This window comes from Hymenobacter gummosus (assembly GCF_003970915.1).
GTDB classification, from domain to species: domain Bacteria; phylum Bacteroidota; class Bacteroidia; order Cytophagales; family Hymenobacteraceae; genus Solirubrum; species Solirubrum gummosum.
Map to the genome: position 1 here is coordinate 96,382 of NZ_RXOF01000023.1, position 13,545 is coordinate 109,926.

Annotated in this window: 7 protein-coding genes; 5 read left to right on the forward strand and 2 right to left on the reverse strand. The window is 62.8% G+C overall.

The window, feature by feature from the left end; translation table 11 throughout:
• Window positions 1–157: 157 nt before the first annotated feature.
• Complete coding sequence (locus tag EJV47_RS26960; RefSeq protein WP_243651332.1) at window positions 158–3,415, reverse strand: TolB-like translocation protein; 3,258 nt, start codon at window positions 3,413–3,415, stop codon at window positions 158–160.
• 34 nt (window positions 3,416–3,449) lie between these two features.
• The gene (locus EJV47_RS26965) at window positions 3,450–4,544 is read right to left on the reverse strand and encodes an NAD(P)/FAD-dependent oxidoreductase (RefSeq protein ID WP_126696322.1); all 1,095 of its coding nucleotides are present in this window, start codon (window positions 4,542–4,544) and stop codon (window positions 3,450–3,452) included.
• Window positions 4,545–4,645: 101 nt separating this feature from the next.
• On the opposite strand from EJV47_RS26965, the gene EJV47_RS26970 reads away from it, so the two are divergent.
• The 5 genes from EJV47_RS26970 (at window position 4,646) to EJV47_RS26990 (ending at window position 12,739) form a co-directional block, all read left to right on the forward strand.
• A complete protein-coding gene (locus tag EJV47_RS26970) occupies window positions 4,646–5,290 on the forward strand; it encodes an MBL fold metallo-hydrolase (protein WP_126696323.1) in 645 nt (214 codons plus the stop codon).
• Between the two features lie 6 nt (window positions 5,291–5,296).
• Window positions 5,297–6,052: a CDP-alcohol phosphatidyltransferase family protein gene (locus EJV47_RS26975; RefSeq protein ID WP_126696324.1), complete on the forward strand. Its 756-nt coding sequence runs from the start codon at window positions 5,297–5,299 to the stop codon at window positions 6,050–6,052.
• A 132-nt stretch (window positions 6,053–6,184) separates the two neighbouring features.
• Window positions 6,185–10,210 (forward strand): type IX secretion system sortase PorU, encoded by a 4,026-nt coding sequence (gene porU / locus EJV47_RS26980; RefSeq protein ID WP_126696325.1) that lies wholly within the window; start codon window positions 6,185–6,187, stop codon window positions 10,208–10,210.
• Between the two features lie 49 nt (window positions 10,211–10,259).
• Window positions 10,260–11,462, forward strand: coding sequence for a type IX secretion system outer membrane channel protein PorV (porV, locus tag EJV47_RS26985; RefSeq protein WP_126696326.1), 1,203 nt, complete (start codon window positions 10,260–10,262; stop codon window positions 11,460–11,462).
• A 5-nt stretch (window positions 11,463–11,467) separates the two neighbouring features.
• Window positions 11,468–12,739 (forward strand): M16 family metallopeptidase, encoded by a 1,272-nt coding sequence (locus EJV47_RS26990; RefSeq protein WP_126696327.1) that lies wholly within the window; start codon window positions 11,468–11,470, stop codon window positions 12,737–12,739.
• Window positions 12,740–13,545 lie beyond the last annotated feature (806 nt).

A 13,545-nucleotide genomic window follows, 5' to 3' on the forward strand; every position in this document is an offset into this window, starting at 1 on the left:
GAAAACTACCGGCAGCCGTCCTGGTTTCGGCGCACGCGCCAAAGCCCCACAAAAGACAGCGCCCCCGCCAGCCGAAGCCAGCAGGGGCGCTGTGCGAGTCTGGGTGCAACAGAACGAATCCGTTTTATCCGCCAACTCATCCGCCGAATCTGCGGTCCTAGAAGTCGTAGCCCAGCGAGAGGTAGAATTTCGGGCCTTTCTCCACCCCGTTTTCGCGGGCCCAGGCCACGTCCAGCTTGCCGTAGAAGCCCAGCAGCGTGGTGCGCATACCCGCCCCGTAGCCAATCAGGAAGGGGTTCTGGAAGTTGGTCACGGTGCCGGAGAAGGCGTTGAGGCCGCTCGGGTCAATCTGCACGGTGTTCACCGAGTTGTTGAAGTTGAACGGGTTGACGCCGCTGTAGGCCGTGCCCGCATCGGCGAAGCCGGTCAGCTGCAGGTTGCGGAAGAAACCGGAGTAGATGGGCTTGCGCGAGAGGTACTGAATGATGGGAATGCGCAGCTCGGAGTTGAACAGCACGTATTTCGGGCCGGAGCGGGCGTTGTAGTTGAAGCCGCGCAGGTTGGTCACGAACTGCTGGTAGAAGAAGTCGGCCGGCGAGGCGCCGTTCTGCGGGGCCACCTCGCGGCTGTCGTCGGTGCGCTGGTTTAGCCAGTTATCCATGCCGCCGAGGCGGAAGACCTTGGGCGAATTGCCGAAGAACTGCCCGTAGCTGGCCCGGTTGGCCCAGATAATCTGCCGGTGTACCTTCTGGTAGTGGCGCACGTCCACGTAAATCTTGCCGAAGTCCTCCTCCGAGTTCTTCATCTGCTTCAGCTTCAGCACGCCCACTTTCATGCGGGTGCCCTCCAGCATGTTCACGCCGGTGGCAATGGAGTTGTCGAACACCAGCTCGCCGCTGCCGCCCAGGAAATGGTCCCGCCGGTCGGAGGTGCCCAGGTCGTCCAGGTTGGAGTACAGCGAGTTGACGTAGCGCAGGTTGCCGCGCACGCTGATGTTGTGCGAAAGCGGGTACGAAATGCCCGGCGTCAGCTCGTAGCGGCCCATGTACAGGTTGCCCGACGTCTCGTTGGCCACGTAGTAGCTCTGCTTCTGGAAGCCGATGCTCCAGTCGTAGCGGTGCTTCAGGTTGGTGTACTCCGCAAACATGTTGCTGGTCCGCAGGTCCGTCAGGGCGAAGATGCCGGCGCGGATGCGGTGGTCCTCCATCAGGTCCGACATGGTAGCCTGCCCGATGAAGCCGAAGCCCAGCAGCGGGTCGGTGTAAATGGTCGACACCACGTTGTCGAGGCTGAAGCGGGTGTCGTAGGGCACCGGGCCGGTGATGCCGGGCGTCACGGCCGTGGGCTTCTGCACCACCGTGGGCGTGCGGCGCTGGCGCTGAATGCGCGGAGCATCCTCCTCAAACTGGTAGTCGCTCACGTTCACGCCCTGGTCGGTGCGCTGGGGCGGCCGGATCTGCTGCACGCCGCCGGCCAGGTTGGAGCCGCTGGTGGCGGGTTGCGGGGCCGGAGCTGTCGGCTTGGGCCGGGGCCGGCTGGCCGCGGCCGAGCGGTCCTCCAGAATTTCCTGGCGGGCCGTCTTGCTCAGGGTCAAGAACTCCGGCAGCTCGTACTTCGGGTAGGAATACACGAAGTCGCGGGCGCGGTCGGCCGCCACAAAGCCCAGGGCCCCGGTGGTGGCGTTGTAGTCGAAGCTCTTGAGGTTGTTGATGAAGTTGGTGACGGGGCTGCGCTGCCGGGTCGTCAGGTTGTAGCGGTACACGCTGCGCACGCCGCTTTCCTCGCTCAAAAACAGCAGCTCGTTCTGCGACAGCACGCGCGGGCGCGTCTCGTTCGAGATGGTAGCCACCAGCTGCTCCACCGGCTGGGCAGCGCCGTCGAGGCGGTAGCGGAACAGGTCGTAGTTGTTGACCACGCCCTTGAAGTTGCCCTTGGCCGTGCCGGCCGAGTCCAGCCAGCGGTTGGAGCTGAAAATCAGCGACTGGCCGTCGGGCATGAACACCGGCTGCACGTCGTCGAACACGTCGTTGGTCAGGCGCTCAGGCTGGCGCGAGCCGGCGCGCAGCAGGTACAGGTCGGCCTGCCCGTTGCGCACGCCGCTAAAGGCCAAGGCCTTGCCGTCGGGCGAGTAGCCCATGCTCAGCACCTGCGAGTAGGGGTTGAACACGCTGCTGCCCCGGTCGCCGATGAATGGCAGGGACTCTTTCAGGCGCACAATAGCGCCGAAGGGGCCGCTGTTGGAGGAGCGCACCCGCAGCACCATCTTGCCGCGGGCTTCTTCGGCCACGGCCAGCTGAGCGTTGTTGCGCCAGGCCAGCACCGGCAGGCGGCGGTCCACCTCCTGGTCGGGCGACTTGTAGCCCCCGCTGTACACGATGTGCTTGCCCGAGCCGTCGACGTTGGCCACGATTACGCGGTAGCGGCCGCGGTCGGTGGTGGTATAGGCCAGCAGCTGCCCGTTGGGGCTGATGACGGGCTCGTTGAACGAGAGGCCGCGGCGGTTGCGGTTCATCAACTGGTGCTGCTCGTCGGGGTGCTGCAGCACGGTTTCGGGCTGGGCGTTCAGCTGGCGGTAGTAGGCCAGCCAGTCGCGCAGAAACTGCTTGTAGGGCACGTTCAGCGAGGAGCTGATGCCCGTTTCCACGTCGCGGGTGATGCGCGTCAGGTTCAGAATGTTCTGGACGCTGGTGTAGCCGTAGCGCTCCGCAATGTAGTTCCAGAGGCTCTGGCCGGCCAGCTCGGGGTTGCGCACGAAGAACTGGGCCGCCTTGTCCTTTTCAACCTTCTGCGTCATGTCGCGCATGTAGTCGTCCATTTCCACGCTCCAGCCCTCGGCGGCGTAGGCCGAAGCCCCGCCCACAAACCAGTCGGGCAGCTGCAGCAGGTAGCTGCTCTGGATGACTTCCTTCAGCGAGCCGCCGTACATCATGTCGTTGAGCAGCACCTTGGTGACCTGGTAGCTCAAATCGCGCTTAAACAAGGTCTGCTGTCCCTGAAACGCCAGCTGCACCTTGGTCATGCGCAGCAAAGACGTCTCCCCGCCCATCGAGTACTTGTCGTCGTTCAGGCCCACGTTGCTCTGGCGCAGGTCGCCCACCGAGTTGTAGAGCATCACGGTGGTTTTCGAGTACGGGTAGTAGCCGATGAGGGAGGTAATGCGCTGCAGCTCCTGCTCGGCGTACTCGGCGGCGCGGCGGGCCATGGCTTCGCCGCCCTGGTAGTAATACACGTTGAAGTTGGCCGTGCTCAGCAGCTGCCAGTCAAAGTTTTTGTACTGGATGCGGGTGCGGCCAAAGCTTTCCTGCGCCGTCTGGGCCTGCACTGCCCCGGCAGAGGTCAGAAACACCAGCCCCAGGGCCGGCAGGCTCAGCATGCCCCGGCGCAGGCGGGGCGAGAAATCGGACAAGTGCATCATAACAGCTGCAAAAGGCAGGGCGGGAGAGAGAAGGTCAGGCGGGCGTCGCGGCTGGCGGCAAGGTAACCGGATACAACGCCTGATAACGAATAATATTGACTTCCGGCCACAGTTCCGCGCCGGTTTCTAAGGCGTCGGCCAGCAGCTCCGCCAGGCGGGGCGCCAGCAGCACACCTTTCGAACCCAAGCCGTTGAACACGGCCAGCGCCGGATGCGCCGGATGCGTGCCCAGCAGCGGCTTCCGGTCGCGCACGGCCGGCCGGATACCCGCCCGCTGCCCCGTCACCCGGAAGGGCGTGCGGGTCAGCTCGTGCAGGCGCTGGCTCAGCTCCGCGCGGGCTTCGGCCGTGGGCTCGGGGCTAAACGGGGGCCAGCGGTACGTCGCGCCCACCCGTACGCGCCCCTCGCCGACGGGCACTACGTAGGCGCCGCGGTTGAGCACGTAGTCGGTGGGCAGGTCGGGCGCTTCCACGTCGAGCACTTCGCCCTGGTTGGGAGTCAGCGGCAGCCAGCCAAACCACGGATTGGCGGTGGCGGCGTGGCCTTCGCAGAACACCACGCGCCGCACGCGCAAGCCGGGGCCGTAGCTGGCACCGCCTGCGTCGGCAACAAGCAGCTCGGGCTTAAAAGTTTCGGCGCGCAGCCAGCCGTTTTGGCGGCCGTCTTCGGCCAGCCCGTCGAGCATGGCCGCGGTGTCGAGCCAGCCGCCGTGGCGCAGCTCCAGCCCGCCGAAGGGCTGCTCCAGACCGGGCACTTCCGGCAGGGGCTGGGCGGGGTCGGCCACGTAGTCGCCCCAGGGGTTGCCGGCCGAGCGGGCCAGCACGTCGTTTTGCTCGCGCACCGAGCCGAACAGCTTCAGAATGGGTTTTTCGTGGTAAAGCGGGCGGCCCAGCTCGGCTTCCAGCTCCTTATAGAACGCCCGGGCGGCGGGCAGAAAATCCTGGATGCGCCAGGCCAGGGCAAACCGCTTGCCGGCCACGGGGTTGATGAGGCCGGCCGCCACCCGGGTGGCCGAGTCGGGCTGGTACTGGTCGAGCACCAGCACGCGGCGGCCGCGGCGGCGCAGCGTGTAGGCCAGGGTGGCCCCGGCCAGGCCGTGGCCGATGATGAGGTAATCAGCTTCTTGCATTGCGGGCAAAATACGCACTTTGCCCGGCCATCCGCGGCCGATTGCGTAACTTACCCTCCCGTTCTTTGCCTGCCCTTCACGGCGGGCTTTTCCCTTTCTGCATGATTGTTTCGGGCTTTACGTTCAACGCCTTTTCCGAAAACACCTACCTGCTGCACGACGCCACCGGCGCCTGCGCCATCGTCGACCCCGGCTGCTACGCGCCGCAGGAACAGCAGGCCCTGAAGCAGTTTATCGAAGCGCAGGGGCTGCGCGTGGAGCTGCTGCTGAACACCCACTGCCACATCGACCACGTGCTCGGCAACCAGTTTGTGCTCGACACCTGGCCCGGCACGCCCTTCCTCATTCACGAGGCCGACGCGGCCACGCTGCGCGCCGTGCAGACCTACGCCTCCAATTACGGCTTCCCGCTCTACGCCCCCGCCGAGCCCACCGGCCGGCTGACGCCCGGCGAGCCGCTGCGCTTCGGCGAGACGGAGTTGCAGGTCATTTTCGCCCCCGGCCACGCGCCCGGCCACGTGGTGTTCTACCACGAGCCCACCAAAACGGTCATCGGCGGCGACGTGCTGTTCCGCGGCAGCATCGGCCGCACCGACCTGCCCGGCGGCGACTTCGACACGCTCATCCGCAGCATCCGGGAGCAGCTCTTCACCCTGCCCGACGACGTCACCGTGTACCCCGGCCACGGCCCGGCCACGACCATCGGCCACGAGCGCGCCACCAACCCCTTCCTCCGCAGCAAATAATTACCGATGGCTATTAAAAACCATTTGCCCAACGCGCTGACCTGCCTGAACCTGCTCTGCGGCTGCGTGGCGCTGACGCTGATTCTAGGCTTTGACGCGGGATTAGCCACTTTTTCGCAGCAACCAGCTTTTTTGCGCTGGCATCCGATGGTGAATGCGGCTTTTCTCATCGGTATTGCCGCCGTAGCCGACTTCTTCGACGGCCTCGTAGCCCGGGCGCTGCACGTCTCCTCCCCTATTGGTAAGGACCTGGATTCCTTAGCGGATATGGTGTCGTTCGGCGTGGTGCCGGGCGCCGTCCTGTTTAAGCTGCTACAGTACATCCTGCCGCAGACGCAGCTGCCCAACAGTCTGGCCTACCTGGCTTTCACCGTGAGCATCTTTTCGGCCCTGCGCCTGGCTAAGTTCAACAATGACACCCGGCAGTCCGACTCTTTTATCGGGGTGCCGACGCCGGCCAACACCATGCTTATCGTGTCGCTGCCAGTTATTCTGGCCCACGACAAGTTCGGCCTGAGCGGGCTGATTCTGAACCCCTGGGTGCTGCTGGGCCTGACGTTTCTGATGTCGGGGCTGCTGGTGGCTGAGTTGCCCTTGTTCGCGCTGAAGTTTAAAAACTTCAAGTGGCAGGACAATTCGCTGCGTTTCGTGTTTCTGCTGTTGAGCTTGCTGCTGCTGGTGCTGCTACAGGCCGCGGCCGTGCCGCTCATCATTCTGTTGTACGTCGTGCTGTCGGTCGTGCGGCGGCCGGCCAAGGCATAGCGGCCACACAATATTTTCCGGCTCAAGTAGTTCTATGGTCCGATAACTGAACGCACCGGCCGGAACGATTGTTGAGGAGGCCGCCGGGCGGCTTGTTTTGCAGCGTCACACCACTCTGTTTTTCTATCGTTTATGCGGTTTTCTACTTCGTTGCTGCTGGTCGTACTGTTGGGCTGGGCCTGGCAGGTGCGCGCCCAGCAGCCGGTCACCCAGGTTAGCCTGCAGTGGAAGGGTCAGGCCAAGATATTCCCGCGCGGTCCGCAGGCCGTGAAGGTGCCCACCTTTGCCGGGGCCTCGTACGCGCCGGGCCAGTGGCTGCCCAGCGTGTGGCTGTCGATAGAGGGCTACGCCACCGACGTGCAGCTGCAGAACGCCCAATACGAAGCCTTTACCGCGGCCGAAGCTGCGCTGTTCAACGGCGCTCCGACTACGGTGCCGGGCATCAGCCTGCACCACGGCTTGCAGAACCGCCAGTACCAGACCCGGGCCCGGGTGCCGGCCGTGCGCCGCAATCCGCAGAGCGGGCAGTTGGAAAAGCTGGTCAGCTTCGGCTACACCTACCGCAACGACACGCCCCCGCAGAGCCGCACCACCGCCCGTACCTACGCTACCAATTCGGCCCTGCGTAGCGGCGACTGGTACAAAATCGGGGTAACCAATACGGCCCTCGGCACCGGCACCGTCTTCAAGCTCGACAAAACCTTCCTGAGCACCCTCATGGGCCAGGCGGCAGTCCAGAGCCTGGACCCGCGCAAGCTGCAGCTCTTCGGCTACGGCTTGGGCATGCTGCCGCAGGCCAACAACATCGACCGTCCCGACGACTTGGCCGAAAACGCCATCTACTTCGCCGACAACGGCAGCAACAACGCCACTTTCGAGGACAACGAATACTTCCTGTTCTACGCCCGCGGCCCGCACACCTGGTCGTACCGGAGCGTAAACTCGACCTCGACGCCGCGCTTCATGCACGAGCAGAACCTCTACTCTGATACCACCTACTACTTTATCAACGTTGGCACCACCAACGGCCGCCGCATCAGCGCCCAGCCGGCCGTCAGCGGCACGGCCACGGCCACCATCAGCGAGTACACTGACCACTTCTTCTACGAGCGGGAGCTGATTAACCTGCTGCGCTCGGGCCGCCGCTGGCTGGGGGAAGGCTTCAACAAGGACGCGCAGAAAACTTTCAGCTTCGCGGGGGTTTCCAACCTAGTGCCCGGCTCGCCCCTGCTCGTATCCTCGTCGGTAGCCGCTACGGCCCTGCCGCGTACGGGTGGTACCAACTTCGAACTGCAGCTCAACGGCACTTCCCTGGGTGCGGCGCAGCGTGTGATTCCGCAGGGCTGCGACCCGAGTACCCCCGACTGCCACCCGGAAGTGGCTATGTTCAACCTCGCCACCTACACGACGACGGCCCCGAGCGGTACTTCTACCCTGCAGGTGGGCCTCACCTACAAGGGCGCCATTTCCGACCCCGGTGCCGTGGGCTACCTCGATTACCTCGAAATCCAGGCCCGCCGCCAGCTTACGCTCGGCACCGAGCCCCTGGAGTTCCGCTCCCTCGATAACATCGGGCCGAACAAGTTCAGCACCTTCGCGCTGCAGAACGCCCCCGCCGGCACGCTGGTGTGGGACGTGACGGACCCGCGGCAGGCCCAGAGCGTGGCGCACACCAACGGCCGCTTTCTGGCCCGCACCGACGCCCTGCGCGAGTACGTAGCCTTCACGCCCAGCGCCAACTTCGCGGTGCCCCGCGCCTTTAGCCGCGTGGCCAATCAGAACCTGCACGCCATTGGGGCTACGGCGCCCATCGATTTGATTATCGTCACGCCGCAGATATTTCTGGCCCAGGCCCAGCGCCTGGCCGAGCACCGCCGCACCTACGACGGCCTGCGCCCGACCGTGGTAACCACCCAGCAGATTTACAACGAGTTCAGCTCCGGCGGGCAGGACATTACCGCCATCCGGGACTTTATTAAGATGATTTACGACCGGCCCAACGGCCGGACCGGTCGCCTGTACGTAGTGCTCTTCGGCGACGCTTCCTACGACTACAAGGGCAAGCCCAGCAACGACGAACACATCCGAGCGGGCAACGGCTTGTTGCCCAGCTGGTGGACCAGCCGCCAGATGCGCGACATCGAAAACCAGAACTTCGTGCCCACCTACGAGTCGGTGTCTTCGTTTGCCCGCGTAGGCGGCACGCTGGAAGGTCCGTCCTATTGCAGCGACGATTACTACGGCTTTCTGGACGATAACGAAGGCGAATGGTCGGAAATAGGCACCCTGGCCAGCGCCGACATGCTCGACGCCGCCGTGGGCCGCCTGCCGATTCGCTTCCCGCAAAATCAGCCCGGCTCCGTCGCCATGGCCGATGCGGTGGTCAACAAGCTGATTCAGTACGACGACAAAACTTCCCAGGGCAAATGGCGCAACCGCCTCACCTTCGTGGCGGACGACGGCGACTACAACCTGCACCTGACGGATTCCGAAACGTCGGCCAACCTGCTGATGGCTACCAAGCCGGCTTTCAACATCGGGAAGGTGTACCTCGACATGTACCCCCAGCAGAGCATTTCGGGCGGTCAAAGCTCCCCAGATGCCAACGCGGCGCTGGACGCGGCCATTGAGCAAGGCTCCCTGCTGGTCAGCTACGCCGGCCACGGCGGCCCCTCGGGCTGGACCGATGAGAAGATGCTGACCAATGCCTCGGTGCTCCAGCTGCAGAACCGCCAGAACCTCACGTTTATGTTCACCGGCACCTGCGACTTCGCCTGGTACGACGACCCGCAGGTTAAATCCGCCGGCGAGCAGGTGCTGACCGACACGCCCGGCGGCGCCATCGGCCTGCTCACCACCACGCGCCTGGTGTACGCCAACAACAATCAGGCCCTGGCCCGCGCCTTCTATGCCGAGTTGTTCCAGCGTAACGCTGCCACCGGGCAGTGGCCCCGCCTCGGCGACGCGCTGGTAGCGGGTAAGGACAACGATTCGCAGGACGTGTACAACCGCAACTTCACCCTGCTCGGCGACCCGAGCATGCGCCTGGCCATGCCCTACTACTCGGTGCGCGCCACCCGCATCAGCAACGCCGACGACCCCACGCACGCGCCCATCGACACCCTCCGGGCGTTGCAGCGGGTGCTGCTGGAGGGCGAGGTGGTGCACCCGGTTTCCTCGACCCGGCAGAATTTCAACGGCGAGGTGCAGGTGACCGTGTACGAGAAGCCCTCGACCGTGCGCACTTTGGCCAACGAAAACCCGGGGTATGAGGCCAGCGTGCCCGTGCAGAAGGATGTGGTGTACGACGGCAAAGCGACGGTGACCAACGGGCAGTTCCGGGTGCAGTTCGTGGTGCCCAAGGACATCAACTATAGCTTTGGCTTCGGCAAAATCAGCTTCTACGCCAACGACCCGGCCCAGAACGTGGACGCCCACGGGGCCAACGCACGCATCGTCGTCGGTGGCGCCAGCACCACGGCCCTCAACGACAGCATTCCGCCGCTCATCCGCCTGTTCATGAACGATGACACCACGTTCGTGTACGGCGGGCTGACCCCGCAGAGCAGCATGATGCTGGGCTACATCAGCGACGACAGCGGCATCAATACCGCCGGCACCGGTATCGGCCACGAGCTGACGGCTACGCTCGACAACGACCCCAGCAAGGTGACCGTGCTCAACGAGTACTACACGGCCAACCTCAACTCCTATACCAGCGGCAAGGTCCGTTACCTGTTCAAGAACCTGTCGCTCGGCCCGCACGTGCTGCGCGTCAAGGCCTGGGACACGTTCAACAACTCCTCGGAGAAGGAAATCGAGTTCATTGCTGCCCGCGACGAAAAGCTGGCCCTCGACCACATCTTCAATTACCCCAACCCCTTCGCTGGCCACACCACCTTCCTTTTCGACCACAACCGCAGCGGGGAGGAGCTTGATGTGCAGGTGCAGATTTTCACCGTATCGGGCAAACTGGTGCGCACCCTTTCGGCGCACCTGTTCAACAGCGACTCTCACGTGCGCAGCATTACCTGGGATGGCCGCGACGACTACAATGATCAGCTGGCCCGCGGCGTTTATGTGTACCGGCTCAGCGTACGTGCCCCGCGCGACGGTTCGCAGGTCAGCAAATTTGAAAAGCTGGTGCTGCTCAACTAAGTTTTCCTCGTTTTCCTGATTTCGAATTCCCCGACTTTTTCACTCGCGTATGCTTTTCCCGAAACCCACGGCTTCGTACCTGCTGCTGCCGGCCCTGCTGGGCGTCGCCTCCGTTGCCCAGGCGCAGCAGCCCACCACCAACACCATCACGACGGCCGTGCCCTTCGTCACCATTAGCCCGGATGCCCGCTCTGCCGCCCTGGGCGACGCCGGGGCGGCCATTTCGCCGGATGCCAACGCCCCCTTCCACAACGTGGGCAAGCTGGGCTTCCTGCAGAACCCCTACGGGTTGTCGGGCTCTTATACCCCGTGGCTGCGCAACGTGACCGACGACATGAGCATCTCGGCGGTTTCGGGGTACAAGAAGTTCGGCCAGCGGGCGGCCCTGGCAGCCTCGCTCACTTACTTCGACCTAGGGGAAATTCAGTTCCGCGACATCAACAACGTCGAAACCGGTAGCTTCAATCCCAAGGAGTACTCGGTGGCCATATCCTACGGGCAAAAGCTGAGCGACAATTTTGGTATCGGTGCTACGGCCCGCTACATCCGCTCTAACCTTACCGGCAACCAGGGTCAGGACAGCCGCCCCGGCAACGCGCTGGCCGTGGATCTGGGCGCGTACTACTCGCGTGACCTCACTATTGGCGCGGCTGACTATAACCTGGCACTGGGCGGGGCCGTGTCCAACATCGGCAACAAAATCACCTATACCCGCGCCGACCAGGCTGATTTCCTGCCCACCAACCTCAAGCTCGGGGCGGCCATCACGCGCGAGTTGGACGCCTACAACAAGATTACCTTCACCGTCGACGCCAATAAGCTGCTCGTCCCGACGCCCTACTACATCGAGGGCAAGCTGCCCAACGACCCCGAAGTAATTGCCGAAAACGACCGGCGGTCTAACCTCTCGATTACCCGCGGCATCTTCAGCTCTTTCAACGATGCCCCCGGTGGCTTCAGCGAAGAAATGAAGGAAATCAACCTCTCCGCCGGCGCCGAGTATTGGTACAATGATTTGCTGGCTGCCCGCGTAGGGTATTTCTATGAGAACAGCTTCAAGGGCGACCGGCAGTACCTGTCGCTGGGTCTGGGGCTGCGTTATCAGGTTTTTGGGGCCGATGCGGCTTACCTGGTGCCCAACTCGAAAGCCAACCCACTAGCTAATACAATTCGCGTATCCTTGCACTTCAATTTCAACGGCAACCAAGGCGGCGACGCCGCTCCGGCGGACGACACGACGCCCACAAACTAACCTTGATGCTCAATCGACTCATTGCACCTCCGACCCGGCCACTTGGCCGGGTCGATTTGCCTACGGCCCAGGTATCAGAGTTGCCCAACGGCGCCCGGCTGCACGTCATGGCTCACTCCGCGCAGCCAGTCGTGCGCCTGCAAATCCTGCTGCCGGCGGGCCGTTGGTACGACAGCAGCCCCGGTACCTCGCTGCTCACGGCTCGGGCCCTCCTCGAAGGCACCACCACCCGCACTGCCCGTCAGATAGCGGAGGAAGTGGCCTTCTACGGTGCGTCCCTCGAATGCGAGCAGGGCTTCGACCGGGCTACGCTGACCCTGTATTGTCTAACCCGTCACCTGGGCCAGCTGCTGCCAGTAGTGCAGGACGTGCTGCTCAACGCGACGTTCCCCGAACTGGAAGTAGAGCAGCTTAAAACCCGCACCATCCAGAACATCCGCGTCGAGCGTCAAAAGACTAGTTACCTAGCGGCTGAGCGCTTCTCCCAGAACCTGTATGGTGCTAAGCACCCCTACGGCCAAGTTTTTGACGAGCATTCATTCCAGCAGCTCACGGCAGATGACCTGCGGCGCTACTACCGCCAGGCCTATAGCCTCGCCAAAGCTGAGATACTGCTCTGTGGCGACGTAACCGATGCCCAGGTAGCAGCGGTTGTCGCCAGCCTTTCAATACCCGCTCAAACCGAGCAAACGCCCTCCGGCCTGTACTCATCCCCTGCCGACACAGCCACCACCGACTACGTGAAAGTGCCGAACAGCCTCCAGGCTTCGTTGCGCCTAGGCCGGTTGTGGCCCAATGCCAGCTATCCGGATACGCACGGCCTGCAGGTTCTGGTTAAAGTACTGGGGGGCTATTTCGGCTCCCGTCTCATGAAGAATATTCGGGAGGACAAAGGTCTTACCTACGGTATATATGCCAGCATTTCTCATCGTGAGCATGCTAGCTCCTGCATCATCGGCTCAGATGTTAATGCCACCAATGCGCAGTTGGCAATTAATGAAATCCATCGGGAGTTGCACACATTGCAGGAAGCACTGATTCCAGAAGAGGAACTTGAAACGGTTAGAAATTACATCCTGGGCAAATTCCTGAACGAGCTGGGCACCATCTTCGAGCAAGCAGATAAATACCGTCACATCATAGCTCTCGGTCTGCCAAGTACTTTCTACCAAGATTTCTTGGCGGAAGTAGAAAGCATCTCCCCCAAACGTCTCCTGGAGTTGGGTCAAGTTTACCTCACTCCGCAACTATTCACTGAAGTAGTAGCTGGCCCATAGCTTTCCAAAATAAAGTACCCTGAGGCCTGCACCTCTGAGCCCAATCGAAAATTCTGTTGATTCCAGATAAAGGGGTCTGACTGCTTAAAAAGCAGGCATCTGCTTAAACTTTAGCACTTCCTGAAAGGAAATAAAAAAAGCTGCCCCCATCGGGAGTAGCTTTTTTTATTTCCTTTCAGGAAGTTACTACATGCCAAAGCTTCAAGCCACACTGCGTGCTAAGAGTCTCTAACAAAATCTGCTTTCAGCAAGCCAAGCTAGGCAATTGATGCGACTCTACAGGAAGGTTTTGTTAGAAGCTCCAAGATTAAGTAGCCCTATCGTACTTGATTGCTGTCTTGTAACATGCCACTACCTATCACCACGTTAAGCGCGGAAGATGGTTCTCGTTTAGAAATGTGCAGCCAGCACGGGCCACACCGGCGCATCCGGCGGTGGGCGCTAGCCGTGCCGGGGCACTATCAGGGCCAAACGTTGCCGCAATTAACCACGCTCTGTGCTGTGCGATACGCCCTGTGCACGAGTAAGCCGCAATCACAGCACTGGGGGCCTGCAGGGCAGGCGCAAGCGGCCATCAGCTGCAACGAGCAGCTCACGCGGGAGGAGTGCGCGTAAGGGTCGGGGTACCGCGCGGCCCGTTGCGGCCGGCGGGCTCCGGCGCGGGGCCCGCCGGCCGCGAGCCCGCGGGAAACGGGGCCCTTAAACGGCGACAGCCCCGCGGTCCGGGGCTGGACCAGCGGGGCTGGGGCGTGACAAGGTTGGCGGCGACCGACTCTCCCGCCGGCGAAGGCAGTACCATGGGCGCT

Bases quoted from the DNA above. Each gene is read 5' to 3' on its own strand.
- EJV47_RS26960 (WP_243651332.1), bottom strand. From the start codon at position 3,415: ATGATGCACTTGTCCGATTTCTCGCCCCGCCTGCGCCGGGGCATGCTG.
- EJV47_RS26965 (WP_126696322.1), bottom strand. From the start codon at position 4,544: ATGCAAGAAGCTGATTACCTCATCATCGGCCACGGCCTGGCCGGGGCC.
- EJV47_RS26970 (WP_126696323.1), top strand. From the start codon at position 4,646: ATGATTGTTTCGGGCTTTACGTTCAACGCCTTTTCCGAAAACACCTAC.
- EJV47_RS26975 (WP_126696324.1), top strand. From the start codon at position 5,297: ATGGCTATTAAAAACCATTTGCCCAACGCGCTGACCTGCCTGAACCTG.
- porU (WP_126696325.1), top strand. From the start codon at position 6,185: ATGCGGTTTTCTACTTCGTTGCTGCTGGTCGTACTGTTGGGCTGGGCC.
- porV (WP_126696326.1), top strand. From the start codon at position 10,260: ATGCTTTTCCCGAAACCCACGGCTTCGTACCTGCTGCTGCCGGCCCTG.
- EJV47_RS26990 (WP_126696327.1), top strand. From the start codon at position 11,468: ATGCTCAATCGACTCATTGCACCTCCGACCCGGCCACTTGGCCGGGTC.